Raw genomic sequence first — 22,897 nt, 5'->3', positions numbered from 1 at the left:
TCTTGCGTTGCCTGGCGCTATGCTGTCTGTTGCTCTGATGAGGTCGCATCTGGGCAATAGGAGCATCTGTGGACTGGCGTGATCACGGCATACTTTTGACCTCTCGCCGGCATGGTGAGACCGCAGCAATCATCGACGTATTCACAGAGGGTCACGGGCGCCACGCCGGGGTGGTTCGGGGTGGAGCCAGCCGCAAGATCGCGCCCATTCTTCAACCGGGTGCTCAGCTAGACGTTCTGTGGAGGGCGCGGTTGGAGGAACATATCGGCACCTTTCAGGTCGAGCCCTTGCGGTCGCGGGCAGCGGCGGCGTTTTCCGGGCGACTGGCGCTGGCTGGGCTGAACGCGGTAGTGGCTCTTTTGTCCTTCAGTCTGCCAGAACGAGAACCGCATCCGGCTATCTATAAGCAAACTGAGCAGTTGATGGATTTGCTTGGGCAGGATGAGATTTGGCCGTTGGCCTATCTGCGTTGGGAACTGGCAATGCTGGAAGAACTGGGTTTCGGCCTCGACCTGACGGTATGTGCGGCAACTGGTGCGACAAGCAATCTGGTTTACGTCTCACCCAAAACTGGTCGCGCAGTCAGTGCTGAAGGGGCCGGAGAATGGGCGGACAGGCTGTTGCCGCTGCCGCCTTGCCTGCGCGGCGAAGGGGCAGCGCCGGACAATGAGATTGTTCAAGGACTGCAAACCACTGGGTATTTTCTGGAACACCGGCTGGCCCCGTCACTGGGCCACAACCCACTGCCCGAGGCGCGGGCGCGTTTCTTGGATCAGTTTACTCGACGGCTGTGAACACCATTTCATGGCCGTCTTCGTTGCGCAGGATCAGTATGTCACCTGACACTTCTGACTGGGTCATCGCCATAAGGGCTGCAAAGTAAAAGCCCTCGGCCTCAAGCCCGGCACAGGCGGCGCGGGTGGCCGAAAGGTCAGTGATTTCAAACCAAGGGTAGGGGGCGTTCAGGGTGCCGCGATAGCTGTTGCACGGAGCGTTTCCTTCGATCTTGCCCTCTTCGGGAAACCGCAGAAGGGCGCTGGCTTCGAACGGCTTGCCATCAACTTCCTGCAGCGCCCATGTTTGGTCCGCAGCACCATAGGCGGCGACGGTTTCGTCCTTTTCGCATTGGAATAAGGCCAGCAGGGGAAGGGTCAGGATCAATCGTGTCATGTCACGGTCTTTGCGTATGAAAGAGGCGCCCGGAACTTATGAGTTAGTATGGAATCTTACCGCTTATCAATTCGTCACGAACTTCCAGGCGCGGGCGCCAGTTGTATTTGGTGTCTTCCCGCACGGGTGCCCAAGTCAGCGCGCCGCTGGACCGCCATGGGTCAAGGATGATCCCGTCATACATCGAATCCCCTTTGGCGCTGATCAGGGCCGAATGGTGGATGATCCGAAACTGTGTCGGTGGCGAAGTGGCCCAATGCAGGTCCAGCGTGCGGAAGTTTTCACGCTTCAGCCGCGTGGTCATGGCCTGCGCCCAGTCATTGCACAGGCCATACTCGCGAAATCCGTTGATGACCTTGGCGTTGTGGATAATGGCCGAGTCGGTGACGTTCCATTCCTGCTTCAACTGTTGGGAATAGGAATAGGCGATCGTCGCGGCCCGCTCTGCTTCGGTCGGGTCAACCTCTGGCCCCAGCGCGCGGATGGCTTGCGCCAGATCATCCACATCGTTCTGAGTGGCCGTAGGTTTGGTCGCAGCACAGCCGCCAAGAACGAGCAGCGCAAGGGTTGCCCAAAGTGCAAAGAGTCGTCTGGTCATTCCAGGTGCCACTGTTTTCCTAAAGTCCACTAGCTGCCCTAACGGGAATCTAGTCCGAGTTCAAAGGCCATCCGTTTGCGTCGGCGGAATTGCCCGGCTGTTGGGTGATATAGGCTTGGAGCAGAAAAAGACCCGGCACAAGGCCGGGTCAGTCGGGGAAACAGGAGCGTCGAGATCGATCAGCTCAGCAAACGCCGAGCAATAACCTGTGCCTGAATCTCGGCAGCCCCTTCGAATATGTTCAGAATACGCGCATCGCACAGGACACGGCTGATCTTATATTCCAGCGCAAAGCCGTTGCCGCCGTGGATCTGCAGCCCATTGTCGGCGGCCGCCCACGCAACTCGTGCGCCCAGCAGCTTCGCCATGCCGGCCTCAAGGTCGCAGCGTTGACCGTGGTCCTTTTCCCAAGCCGAGAAATAGGTGAGCTGGCGCGCGATCATGATCTCAGCCGCCATCATCGCCAGTTTGCCGGACACGCGGGGGAAGTTGATCAGCGACTTGCCGAATTGCTTGCGGTCCTGCGCGTATTGTATGGCGATATCCAGCGCGCTTTGGGCCACGCCAATGGCACGGGCAGCAGTTTGGATGCGCGCGGATTCGAAGGTTTCCATCAGCTGTTTGAAGCCTTTGCCCTCTTCGCCGCCCAAAAGGTTCTCGCCTTTAACCTTGAAGCCGTCAAAACCCAGCTCGTATTCCTTCATGCCGCGATAGCCCAGAACTTCAATCTCACCTCCGGTCATGCCGGGGGTGGGGAAGGGGTTCTCATCGGTGCCGGGTGTCTTTTCGGCCAGGAACATGGACAGGCCGCGATGGTCCGTGCTGCCGGAGTTGGTGCGAGCCAGAAGGGTCATCACATGGGTCCGCGCCGCATGCGTGATCCACGTCTTGTTGCCGGTGACTTCATAATCCCCATCGGCGTTCTTGACGGCGCGGGTGCGCAGGCTGCCAAGGTCTGACCCGGTGTTGGGTTCTGTAAATACGGCGGTCGGCAGAATTTCAGCGCTGGCCAGTTTCGGCAGCCAGTTGGCCTTCTGCTCATCGGTGCCGCCTGCGATAATCAGCTCGGCCGCGATCTCTGAGCGCGTGCCCAGCGAACCCACACCGATATAGCCGCGCGACAGTTCCTCAGACACCACACACATCGAGGCTTTGGATAGGCCGAACCCGCCGAATTCCTCGGGGATGGTCAGGCCGAAAACGCCCATTTCGGCCAGTTCCTCGATAATCTCGATCGGGATCAGCTCATCCTTGAGGTGCCATTCATGGGCGTTCGGCTCGACCTTCTCTTGCGCGTAGCGGCGGAACTGGTCGCGGATCATTTCCAGTTCTTCATCCAAGCCCGAGGCACCGAACATAGTCGCGCCAGCCTGATCTTCCATCAGGGTTACCAGACGTGTGCGGGCGGCCTGAGAGTTTGCCTGCGCCATCAACGTCTGTATTTCGCTGCATTGAAAGCCAGACAACGCGTCCCAGCCTAGGCCCATGTCCTGCAGACGCACGACCTCGCCCTGGTTCATCGGGATGCCGCCAGCGATCTGGTGCAGGTACTCGCCGAACGCAATCTGGTGCAGCAATTGTTCGATTTCACCGAACTTGCCATCCGCATCCAGCGCCTCTGCCCAGCGTTGCATTTGTTGCAGCGACTGGTTGTAGGTCGCCAGCCAGGACAGCCCATGCGCCGCTGTTTGGTTGGCCTCAATCAACGCGCCTGAGACACGACCGTCTTGGGTAACCATCTCGCGGACGGATTCGCGGGAGCGTTCGAACACTGTGTCCACAGCAGGCAGGGCTGCACGGGTCAGTGTCAGAAGGTCGGGCAAAATCGCGGATGTCGTCATCGGGGTCATATCCTGTCCGTCATGGGCCATGAATCACGTCCTTCTTAGGTGTCGTCTGGTCATATCATGCTGCACGTGCAGCGCAACAAAAATACGAATTACGCCACGAAATAGTTCGAAAATTGCTTTGACGATTTTGCAGTGCAGCGTTCGTCAAGAGTGTTATCACGGGCGCATGACGTTGTTTTCGCTACTCACTCCGCATGATCTTTTGCTGGCCGCATCTGTCGCTTTTTTGGCCGGGTGGGTCAAAGGCATGGTCGGGTTTGCCATGCCGATGGTTCTTGTTTCGGGGCTGAGTATGTTCCTGCCGCCGGATCTGGCGATCGCAGGGTTGATTCTGCCAACGCTGGTGACCAATGGGGTTCAGGCGCTGCGCGAGGGTTTCCCGGCCGCCGTTTCAGCGATCAAGCAGTTTCGTGTTTTCCTGATTGTGGGGCTGGTGTTCCTTCTGCTTGGGGCTCAGCTGGTCAGCGCAGTACCCGCCCGGACTTTTCTGCTGTTGATCGGCATAGCGGTTACCTTCTTTGCCCTCATACAGGTGTTAGGAGTTCGGCTGATCCTTAGAAACCCGTCCGCGCGAATCGAAGTGGCTATTGGTGCCATCGCCGGTTTCGTGGGGGGTATGTCCGGCATTTGGGGACCGCCAACCGTTGCCTATCTGACTGCACTGAATACTCCCAAAGCGGTGCAGATGCGCGTGCAGGGGGTAATTTACGGGTTGGGTGCAGTAGCGCTGATGCTGGCGCATTTTGGGTCCGGCATCTTTAGGGCAGAAACGGCCCCGTTTTCAGCGATCTTGATCGCCCCGGCTTTGGCCGGAATGTGGATTGGGTTGTGGTTGCAATCGCGAATAGACCAAGCGGTGTTTCGCAAGGTGACGTTGCTGGTTTTGCTGGTCGCGGGCGTGAACCTGCTTCGCCGGGGTCTTATGGGTTAGGTGCGCTTATCCGCGAAGCGGAAAGCGAAGTACAAAGCCAGCATCAGGAAAAACAGGCCCGAGATATCGCCTATCAGATAGGCGACATATTCCACACGAGCACTGCCGAATGCCAAATTGGTCAGCCCAGAAACCAAGAATGACGTGATTATGCCAACCCCCATGATACAGGACCAGCATGGTTTGCGATCTGGGTGTGGAAACAAATCCCACCCTGCCCATTTGCAAAGGTAGAACACCGCTGGCACCGTCGTGACGGCAATCACCATGGCCATCATCCGGCTTGGCAAGAACACGTCGCTGCCGCCCAGGAAAGCAAAGACCAGAAAAACACCGGGTAGCAAAGCGAAAATCGCCCGCCAGCCCAACAACCACGCCGACAGAACCCGCACACCATGTGGCAGGAACAGAAGGCTTGCCCGACTGGGATATTCAGGAAAGAACACGTTCTGAAGGGGCATCAGAACCTCAAACGTGAGGTAAGACGCCACGACATAGGCCAAAGAGGCATAGAGCGTGTCGGTAGCCCACCTGCGCACGAGTATCAGCCACCACTGCGCAGGTTGCGGGGGTTACCTGGGAGCATGAACGATATACCGGCCCCGGTTGGCGGTGCCGCTTTGCGACAAGTAGCCTTTTTGGACCAGTGATTTCAGCGCGCGGAAGAAAGTCGGCCGCGAGACGCTTTGGACCAGCGTGTGCTCGATCAAGCCGAATGTGCGCACTTCTTCGTCAGATTTCGACAGCTCTTCGGCAGCGTAGTAAATATCACGCTCAACCGGAGACAGCTGTTCAAGGCCCAAGGTCCGTTCCATGCTTTGCATCAGCTTGCGCAGTTCGGTTAGTTTTGAGATTTCGGTCATATCTTACCTGTCTTTAGACGTGCCATATGTCGCTGCCTGACGACAATTCACAAGAAACATATCCGTCGCCGGATACAATCTAGTCTCTTATTGACACTCATCCCCTTTGTCTTACACTACTTCCGTTATTAGGTCGCTCATCGTGCTGATGTGAGAGTTCGCCAGAGCTGCCCATAAGTCTTTTTACTTCCTGCCCGGTGCGCAAGCGCCGGGCTTATTAGTTTCAATGATATCGAGAAATACTCTATCAAGCTGTGCCGGGCAACGCATTTGTAAGCGCTTACCTCACAATACAATCACAGGGTGCCAACAATTGCTTGAGTCGTGCCCAACGAAAGGGGGCGAAAACGCCCCCTTGCCATCCTAATCCGTTTAACCGATTGCGACGGCTTTGATGTCCTCGTCGATGAAGGGCAGATATTGTTCAAAGTTTTCTGCAAACATTTGCACCAACTTCTCGGCTTGTTTGTCAAACGCGGCCTGATCGTCCCAGGTTCGGCGCGGGTCCAGCAGAACCTCGGGTACGCCTGGAACGGCAACCGGAACGTCAAAGCCAAAATTGGCATCCTTGCGGAACTCGGCATCGCGCAGCGATCCGTCCAGCGCGGCGGTCAGCAGCGCGCGGGTGGCTTTGATCGGCATCCGCGAACCAACGCCATAGGCACCGCCGGTCCAGCCGGTGTTCACCAGCCAGCAGGTCGCGCCGTGCTGGGCGATCTTGTCCCGCAGCAGGTTGCCATACGCCTCGGGCCGACGCGGCATGAACGGTGCGCCGAAACAGGTCGAGAATGTCGGCTGTGGCTCGGTGATGCCCCGCTCTGTGCCTGCAACCTTCGAGGTGAAGCCCGACAAGAAGTGGTACATTGCCTGCGCGGGGGTCAGCCGTGCGATCGGAGGCAGCACGCCGAACGCGTCGCAGGTCAGCATGATGATGTTCTTCGGATGCCCGCCCAGAGCACTTTTGGACGCATTCGAGATGTATTCCAGCGGGTAGGCGCAGCGCATGTTTGCGGTCAGAGAATCGTCGTCGAAATCCAGTTCCTTGGTTTCTGGATCGAAGACCATGTTCTCGATCACGGTGCCGAACTTGTTGGTGGTTGCGTAGATTTCCGGCTCGGCCTCGGCGTTCAGGTTGATCGTCTTGGCATAGCAGCCGCCTTCGAAGTTGAAGGTGCCACGATCCGACCATCCGTGCTCGTCATCGCCGATCAGCGTGCGGGCCGGGTCGGCAGATAAGGTGGTTTTACCCGTGCCCGACAAGCCGAAGAATACTGCGGTGTCGACCGGGTTGCCAACGGCATGGTTGGCCGAGCAGTGCATCGGCATCACACCTTTTTCGGGCAGCATATAATTCAGCAGAGTAAAGACGGACTTTTTGTTTTCGCCCGCATATTCGGTGCCGCCGATCAGGATCAGCTTGCGGTCAAAGTTTAGCGCGATCACTGTTTCGCTGCGGCAGCCGTGTTTGGCCGGGTCGGCCTGAAAGCTGGGGCAGTTGATGACGGTGAAATCAGCAGTGAAATCATCCAGATCTTCGCGATCCGGGCGGCGCAGCAGGTGGCGGATGAACAGGTTGTGCCAGGCTAATTCGGTAACCATTCGCACGTTAATCGAGTAGGCCGGGTCAGCCCCGCCAACCAGATCCTGCACGAAGTAATCGCGGCCTTTCATATGCGCCAGCATGTCTTGGTACAGCGCGTCAAAGCCTTCGGGGCTCATCTCGGCGTTGTTTTCCCACCAAATGGTGTCTGCGACGCTGTCGGTTTTGACGACGTGCTTGTCCTTGGGGGACCGACCGGTGAATTTGCCAGTGGTCACCAGAAAGGCGCCGCCATTGCCTAGGGTGCCTTCGCCGCGCTTCAGCGCTTCTTCGATCAGCGCCGGTTCCATGAAGTTGTAATAGACATTTCCCAGACCCTCGATGCCCTGATCTTCGAGGCGGAATTGCGGGTTAACCCGTCCAGATGTCATGTGTGTCTTCTCCTGTGGCGGCGCGTCGGCAATCTGGCCGGGTGCGCTCTTGGGGCAGTGTGCCGGGAAAGTCCGGCGGCTGAGCGGGTCTTACCATGGTCGTTCGGGGCATGAACAGGAGGGTTTGACGCAGTTAGCGCAACCAACTCAAAGTTTAGCGCCATCACTATTTTTCTGCCCGAGAACAGGACGTTTTTCTGCGCGCATTAACGGCTTTTTTGCCGCAGCTGTGTGACAACAATCGCACGATTCGCAGATACGGATTGATTCGCGGTCATAAAAACGCCAACAATGCCCTACTAATAAGCGAAATATTGCATGGTTGAGCAGGAATAGGGGTAATCCCGATGTCAAAGATTGCATTGGTGGACGACGACAGAAATATTCTGACGTCTGTTTCCATGACGCTCGAAGCCGAAGGTTTCGAGGTGGAAACCTATAACGACGGGCAAGCGGCACTGGACGCATTTAACAAGAAGCTGCCGGATATGGCCGTTCTGGATATCAAGATGCCGCGTATGGACGGTATGGATCTGTTACAGCGGCTGCGGCAGAAAACCCAGATGCCGGTTATTTTTCTGACCTCGAAAGATGACGAGATCGATGAGGTTCTGGGACTTCGCATGGGTGCGGATGACTATGTCAAAAAACCGTTCTCGCAGCGCTTGCTGGTTGAACGCATCCGCGCGCTGCTGCGTCGGCAAGAGGCGACATCGGGCGATGTGACCAACGCCAATACCGGCGATACCAAGGTCATGGAGCGTGGCGAGTTGCGCATGGACCCGTTGCGCCACGCGGTTAGCTGGAAAGGCTCGGATGTGTCACTGACGGTGACCGAGTTCTTGCTTCTTCAGGCGTTGGCGCAACGCCCTGGGTTTGTCAAAAGCCGGGACCAGCTGATGGATGTGGCCTATGACGATCAGGTCTACGTGGATGACCGGACCATCGACAGCCATATCAAGCGTCTGCGCAAAAAGATGCGCGCTGCAGATCCTGAATTTTCGGCCATCGAAACGCTTTACGGTATCGGATACCGGTACAACGAAGAGTAAGCGTGGTCGCTTCAAAGAGGTAATCGGGTCTCGTGCGCGATACGGAACAAACCAGCGAAATGCGGGACGGTGATATCGTTCTCGGGGATGATTGGGTCATCCCGCAGGATGCGGATTCTGCGGAGTTACGCGCTACGCGCCGTCGTCGTAACCTTTTCTCGCTTCGTGGCTCGCCACTGGCCCGCAAAATTATCACGTTCAATCTGGTGGCTCTGGTCATTCTTGTTACAGGGCTGCTTTACCTTGACGACTCCCGTGGCGAACAGGTCCAGCAGACAGCACGTAACCTGATCGGAGACGCGCGACTGGTTACTAACGTATTTGAGGCTCAGCTGCGCCAGAATCAATCTACAGCAGCGTCGGATGCTGCAGCGCTTGACGTGAAAGACACTCTTGCGGGTCTCAGCCTTCCAGACGGCGGCGAAGTCTTTGTTTATGATGCCAGTGGAACGCTGATTGGCTGGACACGCGGGGCATCTGCATCTCCTCAAATGCCGGTTTTGCCGCGGTCTGAAGCCGAGGCTCCGACAGGCAGCACATTAATTAGTGATGCACTAAACGCGGTATGGACGGGTTTGTCCAAGATTTTTGCCGGGTCGGCGCACGGTGAAGCGCCAACGCTTGCCCAGCGGGTGCAAGAGATCATTCCGCGAGCGCTGGACGGCAAGATGCAGGTTCGGGCCGTTCAAGACGAACTTGGTCAGACCGTCATTGTCGCAGCCGCGCCTGTGTTACTGGATGGAGTACCGGTCGGGGCCGTGGCCATGGCCGGACCTGCAGGCGAAATCGATGTCCTCGCCCGGCGTGAGCAGGAGCGCATACTACAGATGTTCGTCGTTGCACTCTTGGTTTCCATCGGTCTAAGCCTTGTGTTGGCTTCGACAATCGCCAACCCATTGGCTGATCTCGCGTCGGCAGCTGAATCGGGAAAAGACCGGGGCGCGGGAGTGAACCCGGGCCGAATTCGCATTCCTGACCTTAGCGCAAGACCCGATGAAATAGGTCGTCTGAGCCGTGCTATTCGAGGCATGGTAACAGCTCTCTACAACCGTATTGATGCAAATGAACAGTTTGCAGCTGATGTGGCGCACGAGATTAAGAATCCGCTGGCGAGTCTGCAATCTGCGGTTGGCACATTGCGCATGGTCAAACGCGACGATCAGCGCGAAAAGCTTCTGAGTGTGATCGAGCATGACGTTCGACGGTTGGATCGTCTTGTTAGCGATATCTCCAACGCATCGCGTTTGGATGCCGAGTTGGTCAAAGAAGAAGAACAGCCCTTTGATCTGCTAAAATTGCTGGGCAATATCGGCCAGTATCTGGGCGAAGATGCCCGGTCCAAGGGGATCGAATACATTACCGATTTACCGCCTAACCCGATTGTCGTGAACGGGCTTGAGGCGCGTCTGGCACAGGTCTTTGTCAACCTCATAACCAACGCGATCTCATTTTGCGAAGAAGGTGACGCAATTCGTGTCTGGGTTCGCCGACGTGAAGATCGGGTGTTGGTTGTGGTTGAGGACACCGGTCCCGGTATCCCGGAACAGGCGCTAACCAAAGTGTTCAAACGCTTTTATTCCCAGCGCCCGGCCGAACATTTCGGTAACAACTCGGGTCTGGGGCTGGCGATTTCGAAACAGATTGTTGAGGCCCACGGCGGCGTAATCTGGGCCGAGAATATCCGCCCGACAGAGGCAGATATCACGTCCGACCCACAAGGCGCGCGCTTTGTTGTGGGGCTGCCTGTTTAAACGTATGAGCGGTCAGACCCTCTCGGATATCCAACAACAGGACAGTGCCATTCTTCACGCAACTTGTGTTGCGGTAGAGGGGCAGGGCGTTCTGATCTTAGGGGGATCGGGGTCCGGTAAATCTGGGCTGGCGTTGCGGATGATGGCGCTAGGAGCAACGCTGGTTGCGGATGACCGGGTGGCTCTCTGGGTCGAGCATGGTCGGGTCTTGGCAGACGCGCCCCCCAACATTCGCGGTCTGATCGAAGCGCGAGGTGTTGGGCTACTGCGTGCTGACACCGCTGGAAAAACCCGTGTCGGCGTCGTGGTAGATCTTGATCAAACCGAACCAGCGCGCCTGCCTGAACCGATGACTGTTGAAGTGATGAGGCAAACTGTTCCCTTGCTAAGGGCCGCAGGCATCCCCAATTTGGCAGATGCACTCATGCAATTCTTAAAGATGGGGCGGGTGGAACCGGAATGGCCCAGCACATGACACCGCAACGGCGCATTGTTCTGGTGACCGGCCCATCGGGTGCAGGTCGGTCTACGGCGATCCGTGTTCTTGAAGATTTGGGCTTTGAAGCCATCGACAACTTGCCTATGGGCTTGCTAATGCGCCTGTTGGATGGACCGGCAAGTGACCGCCCCATGGCGTTGGGTATCGATGCCCGAAACCGCGATTTCTCAACGACGGGTTTCATCGAGCTTGCGGTCCGTTTGCGGCGGATGGAGCAAGTCGACCTGACAACGCTTTATCTGGACTGCAGCGATGAAGTGCTGCTTCGTCGTTTCTCGGAAACGCGGCGCCGGCATCCGGTGGCGAGTGATGCCAGCCCGGAAACCGGCGTTCGGCAGGAGAAAGAGCTGTTGGCTCCGATTCGAGAGATTGCGGATACCCTGATCGACACCAGCCCGCTGAACGTGCATCAGTTGCGCGAAGAGGTCGAGCGTTGGTTTGCCCCTCAAAGTGGACGGCATCTCGCGGTTTCGATCGAGTCCTTCTCGTATAAACGTGGACTCCCGCGAGGGTTGGATATGGTGTTTGACTGCCGGTTTTTGGCTAATCCCTATTGGCGCCCCGAGTTGCGGGCAGAAGATGGTCGAAACCCGAAAGTCGCGCACTACGTTCGGTCGGATACAAACTATGCGCCGTTTTTCGACCGGGTGGTTGATTTGCTGACGCTGTTGTTGCCGACTTTCCGGGCCGAAGGCAAAGCACACCTGTCCGTGGCCTTTGGCTGTACCGGTGGGCAACACAGATCGGTGACCATGGCAGAAGCGGTTGCAAAGGCTCTTGCGGAAAGGGGGCAGCAAGTGGCAATTAGGCACCGCGAAATGGAACGTCGATCGTTGAATGTGAGGCCGGAGTGATCGGGATCGTACTCGTAGCACATGGTGGGCTGGCCAAGGAATACCTGGCCGCCATGCAACATGTGGTCGGAAAGCAAACCGGTTTGGCGGCGATCTCGATCGAAGCAGATCATGATCGAGAGGCCAAACAGGCTGAAATCTGCGCGGCGGCCGACAGCGTGGATGTTGGTGATGGCGTTGTCCTTGTAACCGATCTGTTTGGCGGCAGCCCTTCGAATCTAAGCCTGCGGGCCTGTTCGCCGCAGGATCGCCGTATCCTTTACGGTGCAAATCTGCCTATGCTTATTAAGTTGGCCAAATCTCGCCACCTGCCCATCGCAGATGCAGTTCGGCAGGCGATGGAAGCTGGACGCAAATACATCAATGCGCAAAATGTGACGTTAGAAGAAGACCGGACAAACTAATAATGACCATCCGAAGCTTGAAAATCATTAACGAAAAGGGCCTGCATGCCCGCGCCTCAGCCAAACTGGTTGAAGTGGTCGAGGGCTTTGATGCGCAGGCCGAAGTGTCGAAAGACGGTTTTTCCGCATCTGGCGACAGTATTATGGGGCTTTTGATGTTGGCAGCCTCGCGCGGAACGACTATTGACGTCGAGACGTCCGGACCGGATGCTGAGGCGTTGGCTGATGCGTTGGAAACCCTGGTGAACGACAAGTTCGGGGAAGGGTACTGACACTATCGGTCGCGCGACGAAGAACGGGAAGACCAGGAATTGGCGGAAACAACGCACGAGACCAAGACAGGCCCGATGGTTGATGGGACCGAGGACCAGGGCGAAATCTACGATCGTAGAACCCTGACCTACGCGAACTCGTTCGACGACGCCTGGACTTCGACGGCCATCCGAGCCATCGAATGGTGCACAGGCAAACTGACCATTCTGCGTATGGTCAACAAGTTTGAAAAGAAGAACGAATATTATCGTGGCCAGCGGTTCTGGGGTGGTGCTCTTGCAACGATGGGGATCGACCTGACCACGCCGCAGGAACAGATCGCGCGCATTCCCAAAACGGGCCCCGTCGTCGTGGTTGCGAACCACCCGCACGGGATGGTCGACGGCATGATCCTGGCCGAGCTGATTGGACAAGTGCGCAGCGACTATCGCATCCTGACCCGGTCGGTCCTGACAGGTTTGGACGAGGCTGCGACTTCTTTCATGATCCCTGTGCCGTTTCCGCACGACCCCGAGGCACAAAGCAAGATGCTCGAAATGCGCGGCAAAGCAATGGATCACTTGAAAGAAGGCGGCGTCGTGGCGTTGTTTCCATCAGGCGTCGTGATGTCCTCGGACGATTGGTTCGGCCCCGCGCTCGAACGTGAGTGGAACGTGTTCACCGCCAAGATGATCCGCCGATCAGGTGCCCGCGTGGTGCCGATCTTCTTCCCCGGCCGCAATTCGCGCGCCTATCAGATCGCCAACAAGCTCTCGCCGATCTTGCGGCAGGGTCTTTTGCTGCATGAGATCGTCCGTTCCTGCAACAAACCACAGTCCCCGGTTATCGGCGACCCGATCTCGGATGAGGATATGCAGCTGCTGGAACGTGACCCGCGCGGCTTCATGGCATGGCTCCGCAAACATACAATGTCGCTGAGCGAGACGCTCAAGCGCTGATCCGTGGCTTCATCTGGCTAAAAATACCTCAGGGGTGAGCCCGGATGAAATCCGGGCGAGGGGGCTGGCCCCCTCTTATCGGGTCGGAACCGGAACTTCGCCCCGATAATCATAGAACCCACGTTCAGTCTTGCGGCCCAACCACCCGGCTTCGACATACTTGGTCAACAACGGGCAGGGACGATACTTGGTGTCTGCCAGCCCGTCATGCAAAACGTTCATGATTGCCAAACAAGTGTCTAGACCAATGAAATCAGCAAGTTCCAGCGGCCCCATTGGGTGGTTTGCACCCAGTTTCATTGATTGATCAATGGACTGTACGTTGCCGACACCTTCATACAGGGTATAGACAGCCTCGTTGATCATCGGCATCAGAATGCGGTTCACGATAAAGGCAGGGAAATCCTCGGCGCTGGCGGCGGTTTTGCCAAGGCGATCCACTACTGTCTTGCAGGTTTTGAACGTATCCTCATCGGTGGCAATACCCCGGATCAACTCGACCAACTGCATCACTGGAACCGGGTTCATAAAGTGAAACCCCATAAACCGCTCGGGGCGGTCTGTACGACTTGCCAGCCGCGTGATTGAAATCGACGAGGTGTTCGATGTCAGAATCGTATGCGGTTGTAGATGCGGCTGTAGGTCCTCGAAAATCGCCTGCTTGATTGCCTCGCGCTCGGTGGCTGCCTCAATCACCAGATCGGTTTGCCCCAGCTCTGGAAGTGCCAGCGTGGTTTTGACCCGTTGCAGCGCCTCCTGCATCGCCTCATCGGTGATTTTCCCGCGCGATGCCTGACGCGCCATATTGCCTTCGATGGTGGCCACGGCCGCATTCAGCGCGTCCTGATTTACGTCATTCAGCAGAACATCATACCCTGCTAAAGCAAGAACATGGGCGATACCGTTGCCCATCTGGCCTGCGCCGATCACTCCGACTGATTTTACGTCCATGTTCTGTTGCCTCTGAATCTCGGGGTTGAGGGGACACTACCGGCAGATCGCTATGGGCGGCAAGGGTATCAGGCCCATCGAATTTGCTTCAAATGCGCACATTAGGACTTTCTCAAGACATCGGGCTGCAAGATGGCAGCCGGGTGAAAAAAATGGGTGAGTGATATGAGCTATCATCAAACAGGCTCGGCGGGGGCCGAGCAAGCCGTATGTCAGTACGGAGAGTCGCGCCTTTGGTTCCGCGGCCCACAGAGGTCATTGGACACGGCCTATATGGTCTGCGCCGGAGGGGATGAGACCTTTGGGCGCTTCGTTGAGCGCCCCTACGCTGAGATACTCGAAGGTCGGTTGGACCGGCGTTGCCTGAACCTTGGCAGCCTCTTTTGTGGGGTCGACGCGCTGTGTGGAGACACCGGCCTTTTCAAGATCCTGAACGCGGCAGAGCTGTGCATTCTGCAGGCCCCAAACGTTTTAAGCCAATCGAATCACTTTTACCGGGTCCACCCTCGACGCAATGATCGAGTTTTGGCACCCACGCCATCGTTGATTAGTCTTTATCCCGAAGTCGATTTTGCAGACGTGCATTTCGTGTGCCACCTGATGCGCTTGCTGCAAGGATACAAAGACGCTCGATTCGAAGTCGTGGCTGAAGAGCTGCGCCGCAATTGGGTACAGAAAATCAGCGACTTGCTGCAAAGGTTGGATGCTCCGGCTATATTGTTGTCGCTGAAGGTCATGCAGGACAAACAAGACGACGCCCAGCTTGAGGAGAGGGGCGTCACCGTCACAAGGCAGATGCTAAGGGCCGTCCGCGCCTTCAGTGCTGATTGCGTCGAACTGTCCACCCATGTGTCGGGCCAGTCTGACGAGCTTGAGGACATGCTGTTTGGCACTCTGCAGCAGCCGATGGCCGAGCATATGATCGGCCCAGCAGCGCATAGAACCATCGCCGACGCATTGGTCGGGCCGGTTCGCAACCTGCATTGAAAAAAGGCCCGCCAAATGGCGGGCCTTTTCTTAGTCTTGAACCGACTTGGTTACATTCAGCCGAGTTTTTCGGTGAGTTCCGGGACGGCCTGGAACAGGTCGGCGACCAGTCCGAAGTCGGCGACCTGGAAGATCGGGGCTTCTTCGTCTTTGTTGATCGCGACGATGACCTTCGAGTCTTTCATGCCAGCCAGGTGCTGGATCGCGCCTGAGATGCCGACTGCGACATACAGGTCAGGTGCAACAACCTTACCAGTCTGACCCACCTGCCAGTCGTTCGGGGCATAGCCCGAGTCAACTGCGGCACGCGACGCGCCAACAGCCGCGCCCAACTTGTCAGCCAGACCTTCGATCAGTTTGAAGTCCTCTTCCGAGCCAACACCACGGCCACCCGAGACAACAACACCCGCCGATGTCAGTTCAGGACGGTCGCTTTCGGCAACCTTGTCCTCGACCCATTCCGACAGACCTTCGGACGCCGGAACCGAGATGGTTTCAACCGGGGCCGAACCACCTTCGCCCGCCGCGTCAAAGCTGGCGGTCCGCAGGGTGACGACCTTCTTGGCGTCGTTCGATTTGACGGTCTGGATCGCGTTGCCCGCGTAGATCGGACGCTCGAAGGTCGAGCCGTCAACCACGCCGGACGCATCCGAGATCACCATCACGTCCAGCAGCGCGGCCACGCGCGGCATCACGTTTTTGGCGTCGGTGGTGGCGGGCGCAACGATGTGCTCGTACCCATCGGCCAGCGACACGATCAGCGCCGCGGTCGATTCCGCCAGGCGGTGACCCAGCGAGGCATCTTCGGCGACCAGAACCTTGGACACACCGTCGATCTTGGCGGCGGCCTCACCAGCAGCAGCGGCAGACCCACCTGCGGCCAGAACGGTCACATCGCCCAGAGCCTTTGCTGCGTTGACGGCTTTGGCGGTGGCGTCCAGCGACAGCTCACCATTGTTGACTTCAGCCAGAAGAAGAACAGCCATTACACAGCCCCCGCTTCTTTGAGTTTCTCGACCAGCTCGTCGACCGAGCCCACGACGATACCGGCGGCACGTGCCGGCGGTTCATCGGTTTTGACCACTTCCAGACGCGGCGTGACGTCGACGCCGTAATCGGCGGCGGTTTTCTCATCCAGCGGCTTTTTCTTCGCCTTCATGATGTTGGGCAGCGACGCATAGCGCGGCTCGTTCAGGCGCAGGTCAACGGTCACGATGGTTGGCATCTTGACGCTGATGGTTTGCAGGCCGCCGTCAACCTCGCGGGTGATCTTGGCGGAGTCGCCTTCGATGTCCAGCTCGGACGCAAAGGTGCCTTGCGACCAGCCCAGCAGGGCCGACAGCATCTGGCCGGTGGCGTTCATGTCGTTGTCGATCGCCTGCTTGCCCGCCAGAACGATGCCCGGCTGCTCTTCCTCGACCACTTTGGCCAGAATCTTGGCAACGGCCAGTGGCTCGATGTCCTGGTGGACGTCATCAGCGGCAATAACCAGGATGGCGCGGTCGGCACCCATGGCCAGAGCGGTACGCAGGGTTTCCTGCGCCTGCTTCACGCCGATGGAAACGGCAACAACTTCGTCCGCCTTGCCCGCTTCTTTCAGACGGATCGCTTCTTCCACCGCAATCTCGTCGAACGGGTTCATCGACATTTTGACATTGGCGAGATCAACTCCGCTACCATCCGCTTTCACGCGAACCTTCACGTTGTAGTCAATCACGCGTTTGACAGGCACGAGTACCTTCATTTTAGCGCTTGCTCCTCACATAAAACGGTAAGCCGCGACGCGACTCCACCAATGCTCTCGGACGACTGAATAGCGTCTCAATTCACGGCGCAACAGGGCAAAATCGTCATGTCATGGGTTTGGGACGTCGCGTTTCGTGTTTTTTGACGCTGCGGTCTGAATCTTAACGGTTCCCACCCGCCCATCGGGCCGGGGCTCCGCCCCTCCGGTTGCCGCAGTGTCCACTGGACACTGCGCCGCCTTCAGCGGTTCGCGCCCGGAACCCACAGAACGTCCTGCGTGCCGTTTTCATTAGCACAGCGGGCCGCGACGAAGAACCAGTCGCTGAGGCGGTTGAGGTACTTCACCGCTGCCTCATTCGCTGGCTCCATGTTGGTCAGCTCAACCGCCAGCCGCTCGGCCCGACGCGAGACAGTACGGCACACGTGCAGATGCGCCGCCAAACGCGATCCGCCTGGCAAGATGAAGCTGCGCAGAGGTTCAAGCGCCTCGTTCATGGCGTCGATTTCAGATTCTAACCGGTCAATCTGCGCCGGCACGATTCGCAGCGGGGGATAGTCAGCCTCAGCGTCCTTTTCCATGTCCGGGCGGCAGAAATCGGCACCCAGATCGAAAAGATCGTTCTGAATGCGGGACAATGCGGCTTCGACCTCGCCCTCGGCTTCGGTGCGGGCGACGCCGACAAAAGAGTTCAGCTCATCCACTGTGCCATAGGCGGCCACACGACCGGAATATTTAGCGACGCGTTCGCCATTGCCGAGAGCGGTTTTTCCATCATCGCCGGTACGGGTATAAATCTTGTTCAGAACGACCATTTACTGTGCTCCTTGTCCACGCAGCCAGACGTAGAGCACGATTAGCACCACGGCAATAAATTGAAACAGGATGCGCAGACGCATCATTTTGTTGCTTTTAAGCGCGGCACTTTTGCCGGCTTTGCCGAAATTCGATATGCCGATCACCAACACGACGACAACAGCCGCCATGGCCAACAGCAAAACGACCATCAAAAGGTCCATGGGTACACCGTCCGCTTTTCTTGTTTCCTTAGGCTATCATCTAGACCCGTGGGTATGAAAAGCGAACGGGTAATTTCGCCTCATACGCCGGAAAGGATACGGTCGATGGTCCGCGTCGGCAGGATGCGGCGCAGGTATCCGGCGATATAAGTGGGTGTCGTGACATAGTATCGGGCGCGTGGCCGTTTTGATTCGACCGCATGCGCTAGTTTTTCGGTCACGGCGGACGCGGGCAGTTCGAACCGGTCAGGTCCCGGAGATTCGTAAAGTCTTTTCAACAGTGCGGCTTCGTATTTGCCTCGCAGGGCCGAATTTTGCCAGTTTATGAACCGCTCAAAAATAGGGATGGAGTTCTCGCGCAGTTTCGAGGTGATCGGGCCCGGCTCGATCAGAATAACCTTGATGTCGGTATCGGCCAGTTCCAGCCGCAATGTGTCCGTCAGACCCTCGACCGCGTATTTAGTGGCGACATAGGCGCCGCGCCAGGGAAAGGCCACCAGTCCCAGCACCGAGGAGTTCTGAACGATTCGCCCGTGCCCCTGCGCGCGCATGACCGGGATCACCTGCCGGGTCAGTTCGTGCCAGCCAAAGAAATTGGCCTCGAAAATGTGGCGCAGGCCGTCTGTCGGCAAATCCTCGACCGCGCCGGGAAGTCCATGAGCGCCATTGTTGAACAGCGCGTCCAGCGTGCCGCCAGTTGCTTCGAATACCGCTGCCAGGCCCGAGGTGATGCTTTCTGCGTCAGTGTAGTCAATGCGTGGGCTTTCGAACCCCTGCGCCTTCAGTCGATCGCAATCACGTTGTTGACGGCAGGAGGCAAACACCCGCCAACCGCGGGCGCGCATGCCATGGGCGGCATCAAGACCAATGCCCGAGGAACAGCCGGTGATAAGAATGGTTTTTTGCATGGTCTTCCTGAATTCGAACCTCTCCCATAGCTATTGCGAGGTTCGGGTCAGGACAATGACACGGTCGCGTCAGTTTGAGATTTTTCGCACCAGCGAGGCAGAAATCCATCCGACCTGTTGCTGCGGCAACACGCGCAGGCGCAACCAGCCAGTGCCGGATTCGCTTAACACTTCGACCTTCTGGCCAATGGTGGCCTTGCCGATGATCGGGTAAATCGTTCCCGGGCCGTCGCGCATATTCACACGCGTTCCTGAAATCTCGCGGATGTCTTTTTCGGGCTCAGGAAGGGCGGGCGTTTCCGCCGCTTCGTCAGGCGCTTCGTCGGTGATTTGGCGCAGCCCAGTCACACCATCCTCAAGCGAGGCCAATGTGATATTGGCGCTTTGATCCTCGAACACCGAAAAGCCCGAGAAGGACGCGAGGCTGGCGTCATCTGCCACGAACTCAACAACTTCTTCCAAAGCTGGGGTTGGTTGGGCACGCACCGCAGGGGTTCGGAGCGTAACTGTGGTCACCAACTCTTCGACCTGAACTGGCACCACCGACGATGCTGATGGTGAGGCGACCTGAACAGGTTTCGCAGGATTTTCGGTCCGCAGGGCGCGCGGCTCGAAATCAGGTCCGCCACTCATGACATAAAAGCACCATCCGAGTGCAGCGAAAGTGATAACAATAAAGCGCGTCATGGCGCATCCCCCAGGTCAATCGTATGAAACAAGAAATAGGCAGCAGTCTAATACATTCAGGCTACCATATTTTCGGCTCTAAGTCGAAAAACGGGGGAAATCGGGGGGTTGCCTCCCCCTGTTGCAAAAAGCGCCACTTGTCCCCAGCAAAATGCACTCTGCTTGCTTTACCAGCGCGCTCTTGCGGCGTATCACATCATATATGACCGATACGATCGACGACCCCAATATGGAGGCCCCCGATGGCGGGGGCGAGGTAGCTGAGCCGCTGCGCCGCGCGATTGGCGAACGCTATCTGACCTATGCACTGTCCACCATCATGCACCGGGCTTTGCCCGATGCGCGGGATGGTCTGAAGCCGGTTCACCGGCGAATCCTCTACGCGATGAGAGAGCTGCGACTCAGTGCAACCGGAGGCTTCAGGAAGTCTGCGAAGATCTCTGGTGACGTGATGGGCAACTATCACCCGCATGGCGACGCCGCGATCTATGACGCGATGGCGCGTCTGGCGCAGGACTTCAATGTGCGCTACCCGCTGGTCGACGGGCAGGGGAACTTCGGTAATATCGACGGTGATAACCCGGCGGCCTCACGATACACCGAGGCGCGGATGACCATCGTGGCCGAGGCGCTGCTGGAAGGTCTGAACGAAGACGCTGTTGATTTTCGAGACAACTATGATGGCACGCTGACCGAGCCGGTCGTGTTGCCCGCGCAGTTTCCGAACCTGTTGGCCAACGGCGCCAGCGGTATCGCGGTTGGCATGGCAACGAATATCCCGCCGCATAATATCTCGGAGCTGTGCGACGCCTGTCTGCATCTGATTAAAACGCCGGATGCGCGTGACGATACGCTTTTGAACTACGTGCCTGGTCCGGATTTCCCGACCGGCGGCGTGATCGTCGAGCCACCTGAGAATATCGCGCAAGCCTATCGCACCGGGCGCGGGTCATTCCGGCTGCGCTGCAAGTACGAGGTCGAGGATCTGGGGCGCGGCCAATGGCAGATCATCGTCACCGAGATCCCGTATCAGGTTCAGAAATCCAAGCTGATCGAAAAGATCGCGGAACTGATCCAGACCAAGAAAATCCCGATCCTCGCTGACGTCCGCGACGAATCCGCTGATGACATCCGCCTGATCCTTGAGCCGCGCTCCAAGAACGTGGACCCCGAGGTGCTGATGGGCATGCTCTATCGCAACTCGGACCTTGAGGTGCGGTTTAGCCTGAACATGAACGTGCTGATCGACGGCGTGACGCCCAAGGTCTGCTCGATGAAGGAAGTGCTGCGCGCCTTCCTTGACCACCGGCAAGAGGTTTTGATCCGCCGGTCTCGCCATCGCATGGCGAAGATTGACCACCGTTTGGAGGTCTTGGAAGGCTTTATCGTTGCCTTCCTGAACCTCGACCGCGTGATCGACATCATTCGCTACGATGACGACCCCAAAGCTGCGCTGATGCGCGAGGACTGGGGGATCGATCATGTCCGTGCGACGGACGAATCCGACTATGTCTCGCCCAAACCGGGTGAGGGCGAACTGTCCGAGGTTCAGGTCGACGCGATCCTCAACATGCGCTTGCGCAGCTTGCGCCGTCTGGAAGAGATGGAACTGGTGCGTGAGCGTGACGAGCTGATGCTGGAACGCGCCAATCTCGAGGATCTGCTGGCCGATCCCGCTCTGCAATGGGCGAAGATTGCCGAGCAGTTGAAAGAGACCAAGAAAACCTTTGGCAAGGATTACGAAGGCGGCGCGCGTCGGACCCAATTCGCGGAAGCGGGGAATGTCGAGGAAGTGCCGCTTGAGGCGATGATCGACAAGGAACCAATCACGGTCGTCTGCTCTCAGATGGGTTGGATTCGCGCGATGACCGGCCATATCGACCTGAAGCGTGAGCTGAAGTTCAAGGACGGCGACGGCCCGCGATTCATTTTCCATGCCGAAACCACGGATCGTCTGCTGGTGTTCGCCTCGAACGGGCGTTTTTACACTGTCAGCGCAGCCAACTTGCCTGGTGGGCGGGGCATGGGCGAACCGCTGCGTCTGATGGTCGATCTTCCGAACGAAGCGCAGATTATCGATATTCTGATCCACAAGCCGGGACGCAAGCTGCTGGTGGCTTCGGATGCGGGCAACGGGTTTATGGTGCCCGAGGATGAGGTGCTGGCTCAGACCCGCAATGGTAAGCAGGTGCTGAACGTCAAAGGTGACGAAACTGCGATGATCTGTAAACCGGTCGAGGGCGACCACGTGGCCGTCGTTTCCCAGAACGGTAAGTTCCTTGTGTTCCCGGCGGAAGAATTGCCCGAGATGACTCGCGGCAAGGGCGTGCGCTTGCAAAAGTACAATATGGCGCGCGGACGTCAGGGTACGTTGGAACTGGATGGCGGCTTGTCAGATCTTACAACCTTCAACTGGGAAGAGGGCCTGAAATGGTCGATGGGCGGTGACAAGACGCGGCACGAGGCCGATATGTCCCAATGGCTGGCCAAACGCGCCAGCGTTGGGAAAAAGCCGCCATACGGCTTCCCGCGCGACTATAAGTTTTCGTGAACACGCAGGGACCTAAAGCAGAATTCCACCGATGCGGGTTGGCACAAGCCGTATCGGTGCGCTAGATCAAAGAAAACAGGCCTATCGAGACGAGAGACATGTTGCGCATTCTGACCTTGATCACCGGACTGGCCCTGATGGGCGCATGTACGCAGACGCAGTTATATGAAGAGCCCGAGTCGTTGGGCGAATTCAAGCTGCGCGTGAACTATGCCTTTGCCGACAAGGCGGTGCAGGGCCCTGTGTCGCGGGACGCCACTCCGGACGAATGGACCAAGGCGATTCAGAACGCGGTCGATATAAGGCTGGGCCGCTATGAGGGGGCACAGGAATATGACATCGGCATCAGCCTTGAGGGATATATGCTGGCCCCTCCAGGCATCCCAGTGATATACAACCCCAAAAGCACGGCAATTGTTCTGGTCAACGTCTATGATGTGAACAAGAAAGAGTTTCTCGCCAAGGGTAAGCAATTTCAGGTCCTCGAAGATACGACTGGCGGCAGTGCCCTCAAGGGCTCGGGTCATGAGCGGACAAAAGAAGAGCAGATGAGCGGCCTGGCCCTCAAAGTCGCGGACCGAGTCGAGGAGTGGCTTGCCGAGGAACACAAGGACAATGGCTGGTTCAATCGTCGCCCTGACCTGATCCAACCCTTGGATTCCGCTGTGGTCACGCAAAATCCGGCGTCTTAACCTGCTTTTAACGCAGGATGTGCTTGATTTTCCCCTTTGAACCAAATATCTCGCGCGCGCAGATGTAACCACGGGACCAAGGGTCCCCCAAATCGCAAAAGGGCGCCTGAGGAATGGCAAAGGAAAAGTTTGAGCGTACAAAACCGCATGTCAACATCGGCACGATTGGCCACGTTGACCACGGCAAAACCACGCTGACCGCAG

Annotated in this window: 26 protein-coding genes; 13 read left to right on the top strand and 13 right to left on the bottom strand. The window is 57.5% G+C overall.

The features are described from left to right. Nucleotides 1-68 precede the first annotated feature (68 nt). The gene (recO, locus tag ACR0LN_RS15075) at nucleotides 69-794 is read left to right on the top strand and encodes a DNA repair protein RecO (RefSeq protein ID WP_480430760.1); all 726 of its coding nucleotides are present in this window, start codon (nucleotides 69-71) and stop codon (nucleotides 792-794) included. Here recO and ACR0LN_RS15070 read toward each other — a convergent pair. The 3 genes from ACR0LN_RS15070 to ACR0LN_RS15060 all read right to left on the bottom strand — a co-directional run bounded on the left by ACR0LN_RS15070 (nucleotide 778) and on the right by ACR0LN_RS15060 (nucleotide 3,639). Then, nucleotides 778-1,170 (bottom strand): META domain-containing protein, encoded by a 393-nt coding sequence (locus ACR0LN_RS15070; RefSeq protein ID WP_480430758.1) that lies wholly within the window; start codon nucleotides 1,168-1,170, stop codon nucleotides 778-780. The two genes, recO and ACR0LN_RS15070, sit on opposite strands and share 17 nt — an antisense overlap. Before the next feature lie 43 nt (nucleotides 1,171-1,213). Continuing rightward, complete coding sequence (locus ACR0LN_RS15065) at nucleotides 1,214-1,768, bottom strand: hypothetical protein (protein ID WP_480430756.1); 555 nt, start codon at nucleotides 1,766-1,768, stop codon at nucleotides 1,214-1,216. A gap of 179 nt (nucleotides 1,769-1,947) precedes the next feature. After that, nucleotides 1,948-3,639, bottom strand: coding sequence for an acyl-CoA dehydrogenase family protein (locus ACR0LN_RS15060; protein ID WP_480430755.1), 1,692 nt, complete (start codon nucleotides 3,637-3,639; stop codon nucleotides 1,948-1,950). A 145-nt stretch (nucleotides 3,640-3,784) separates the two neighbouring features. Between ACR0LN_RS15060 and ACR0LN_RS15055 the strand changes: the two genes are divergently transcribed. Next, nucleotides 3,785-4,549, top strand: a complete 765-nt coding sequence (locus ACR0LN_RS15055) for a sulfite exporter TauE/SafE family protein (RefSeq protein WP_480430753.1) — start codon at nucleotides 3,785-3,787, stop codon at nucleotides 4,547-4,549. On the opposite strand, the gene ACR0LN_RS15050 is transcribed toward ACR0LN_RS15055, so the two are convergent. The 3 genes from ACR0LN_RS15050 to ACR0LN_RS15040 form a co-directional block, all read right to left on the bottom strand. Beyond that, complete coding sequence (locus ACR0LN_RS15050; RefSeq protein WP_480430751.1) at nucleotides 4,546-5,088, bottom strand: hypothetical protein; 543 nt, start codon at nucleotides 5,086-5,088, stop codon at nucleotides 4,546-4,548. The genes ACR0LN_RS15055 and ACR0LN_RS15050 overlap by 4 nt on opposite strands. A 33-nt stretch (nucleotides 5,089-5,121) precedes the next feature. Beyond that, nucleotides 5,122-5,412, bottom strand: coding sequence for a hypothetical protein (locus ACR0LN_RS15045; protein WP_170493906.1), 291 nt, complete (start codon nucleotides 5,410-5,412; stop codon nucleotides 5,122-5,124). Between the two features lie 372 nt (nucleotides 5,413-5,784). Beyond that, nucleotides 5,785-7,383, bottom strand: coding sequence for a phosphoenolpyruvate carboxykinase (locus ACR0LN_RS15040; RefSeq protein ID WP_480430750.1), 1,599 nt, complete (start codon nucleotides 7,381-7,383; stop codon nucleotides 5,785-5,787). 347 nt (nucleotides 7,384-7,730) lie between these two features. On the opposite strand from ACR0LN_RS15040, the gene ACR0LN_RS15035 reads away from it, so the two are divergent. Genes ACR0LN_RS15035 through ACR0LN_RS15005 form a run of 7 tightly spaced genes read left to right on the top strand, consistent with a single transcriptional unit; the run spans nucleotide 7,731 to nucleotide 13,154 of the window. Next, nucleotides 7,731-8,435, top strand: coding sequence for a response regulator transcription factor (locus ACR0LN_RS15035; protein ID WP_480430749.1), 705 nt, complete (start codon nucleotides 7,731-7,733; stop codon nucleotides 8,433-8,435). Nucleotides 8,436-8,467: 32 nt separating this feature from the next. After that, nucleotides 8,468-10,186, top strand: a complete 1,719-nt coding sequence (locus ACR0LN_RS15030) for a sensor histidine kinase (RefSeq protein WP_480430747.1) — start codon at nucleotides 8,468-8,470, stop codon at nucleotides 10,184-10,186. Between the two features lie 4 nt (nucleotides 10,187-10,190). Next, nucleotides 10,191-10,661 (top strand): HPr kinase/phosphorylase, encoded by a 471-nt coding sequence (locus tag ACR0LN_RS15025; protein WP_480430745.1) that lies wholly within the window; start codon nucleotides 10,191-10,193, stop codon nucleotides 10,659-10,661. Next, nucleotides 10,646-11,539, top strand: coding sequence for an RNase adapter RapZ (gene rapZ / locus ACR0LN_RS15020; RefSeq protein WP_480430744.1), 894 nt, complete (start codon nucleotides 10,646-10,648; stop codon nucleotides 11,537-11,539). Before ACR0LN_RS15025 ends, rapZ begins: the two co-directional genes overlap by 16 nt. After that, a complete protein-coding gene (locus ACR0LN_RS15015) occupies nucleotides 11,536-11,943 on the top strand; it encodes a PTS sugar transporter subunit IIA (RefSeq protein WP_480430743.1) in 408 nt (135 codons plus the stop codon). The genes rapZ and ACR0LN_RS15015 overlap by 4 nt, the downstream gene beginning before the upstream one ends. 2 nt (nucleotides 11,944-11,945) lie before the next feature. Then, entirely contained in the window at nucleotides 11,946-12,215 is a 270-nt protein-coding gene (locus tag ACR0LN_RS15010) for an HPr family phosphocarrier protein (RefSeq protein WP_170493925.1), read from the top strand. A 39-nt stretch (nucleotides 12,216-12,254) separates the two neighbouring features. Then, nucleotides 12,255-13,154 carry a lysophospholipid acyltransferase family protein gene (locus ACR0LN_RS15005; protein WP_480430742.1) on the top strand — a complete coding sequence of 300 codons (900 nt, stop codon included), beginning with the start codon at nucleotides 12,255-12,257 and terminating at the stop codon, nucleotides 13,152-13,154. Nucleotides 13,155-13,229: 75 nt separating this feature from the next. On the opposite strand, the gene ACR0LN_RS15000 is transcribed toward ACR0LN_RS15005, so the two are convergent. Beyond that, nucleotides 13,230-14,105, bottom strand: a complete 876-nt coding sequence (locus tag ACR0LN_RS15000; protein WP_480430741.1) for a 3-hydroxybutyryl-CoA dehydrogenase — start codon at nucleotides 14,103-14,105, stop codon at nucleotides 13,230-13,232. Between the two features lie 165 nt (nucleotides 14,106-14,270). Here ACR0LN_RS15000 and ACR0LN_RS14995 point away from each other — a divergent pair, with 165 nt between their 5' ends. Further along, entirely contained in the window at nucleotides 14,271-15,092 is an 822-nt protein-coding gene (locus ACR0LN_RS14995; protein ID WP_480430739.1) for a DUF6473 family protein, read from the top strand. A 56-nt stretch (nucleotides 15,093-15,148) separates the two neighbouring features. Here the strand turns inward: ACR0LN_RS14995 and ACR0LN_RS14990 are convergent, their stop codons facing one another. The 6 genes from ACR0LN_RS14990 to ACR0LN_RS14965 form a co-directional block, all read right to left on the bottom strand. Then, nucleotides 15,149-16,078, bottom strand: a complete 930-nt coding sequence (locus ACR0LN_RS14990) for an electron transfer flavoprotein subunit alpha/FixB family protein (protein ID WP_480430738.1) — start codon at nucleotides 16,076-16,078, stop codon at nucleotides 15,149-15,151. Next, the gene (locus ACR0LN_RS14985; RefSeq protein WP_480430736.1) at nucleotides 16,078-16,836 is read right to left on the bottom strand and encodes an electron transfer flavoprotein subunit beta/FixA family protein; all 759 of its coding nucleotides are present in this window, start codon (nucleotides 16,834-16,836) and stop codon (nucleotides 16,078-16,080) included. The genes ACR0LN_RS14990 and ACR0LN_RS14985 overlap by 1 nt, the downstream gene beginning before the upstream one ends. 242 nt (nucleotides 16,837-17,078) lie before the next feature. Beyond that, nucleotides 17,079-17,651: a cob(I)yrinic acid a,c-diamide adenosyltransferase gene (locus tag ACR0LN_RS14980; protein WP_480430735.1), complete on the bottom strand. Its 573-nt coding sequence runs from the start codon at nucleotides 17,649-17,651 to the stop codon at nucleotides 17,079-17,081. Further along, a complete protein-coding gene (locus tag ACR0LN_RS14975) occupies nucleotides 17,652-17,855 on the bottom strand; it encodes a twin transmembrane helix small protein (RefSeq protein ID WP_480430733.1) in 204 nt (67 codons plus the stop codon). Between the two features lie 80 nt (nucleotides 17,856-17,935). After that, complete coding sequence (locus ACR0LN_RS14970) at nucleotides 17,936-18,763, bottom strand: SDR family NAD(P)-dependent oxidoreductase (protein WP_480430731.1); 828 nt, start codon at nucleotides 18,761-18,763, stop codon at nucleotides 17,936-17,938. Between the two features lie 69 nt (nucleotides 18,764-18,832). Then, nucleotides 18,833-19,450 carry an SH3 domain-containing protein gene (locus tag ACR0LN_RS14965; RefSeq protein WP_480430729.1) on the bottom strand — a complete coding sequence of 206 codons (618 nt, stop codon included), beginning with the start codon at nucleotides 19,448-19,450 and terminating at the stop codon, nucleotides 18,833-18,835. Between the two features lie 202 nt (nucleotides 19,451-19,652). Between ACR0LN_RS14965 and parC the strand changes: the two genes are divergently transcribed. From parC to ACR0LN_RS14950, 3 genes are all read left to right on the top strand, one after another. Next, on the top strand, nucleotides 19,653-22,001 hold the full coding sequence (gene parC / locus ACR0LN_RS14960; protein ID WP_480430727.1) for a DNA topoisomerase IV subunit A: 2,349 nt from the start codon (nucleotides 19,653-19,655) through the stop codon (nucleotides 21,999-22,001). A gap of 98 nt (nucleotides 22,002-22,099) precedes the next feature. Next, nucleotides 22,100-22,693, top strand: coding sequence for a hypothetical protein (locus tag ACR0LN_RS14955; protein WP_480430726.1), 594 nt, complete (start codon nucleotides 22,100-22,102; stop codon nucleotides 22,691-22,693). A 113-nt stretch (nucleotides 22,694-22,806) separates the two neighbouring features. Then, nucleotides 22,807-22,897, top strand: a 91-nt coding sequence (locus ACR0LN_RS14950) for a GTP-binding protein (RefSeq protein WP_215675807.1), incomplete at its 3' end; no start/stop codon positions are given.

It is taken from the genome of Ruegeria sp. AA6 (genome assembly GCF_056542865.1).
Note: the sequence above shows the minus strand (reverse complement) of the source record. Positions and strands in the feature narration are given on the sequence as shown.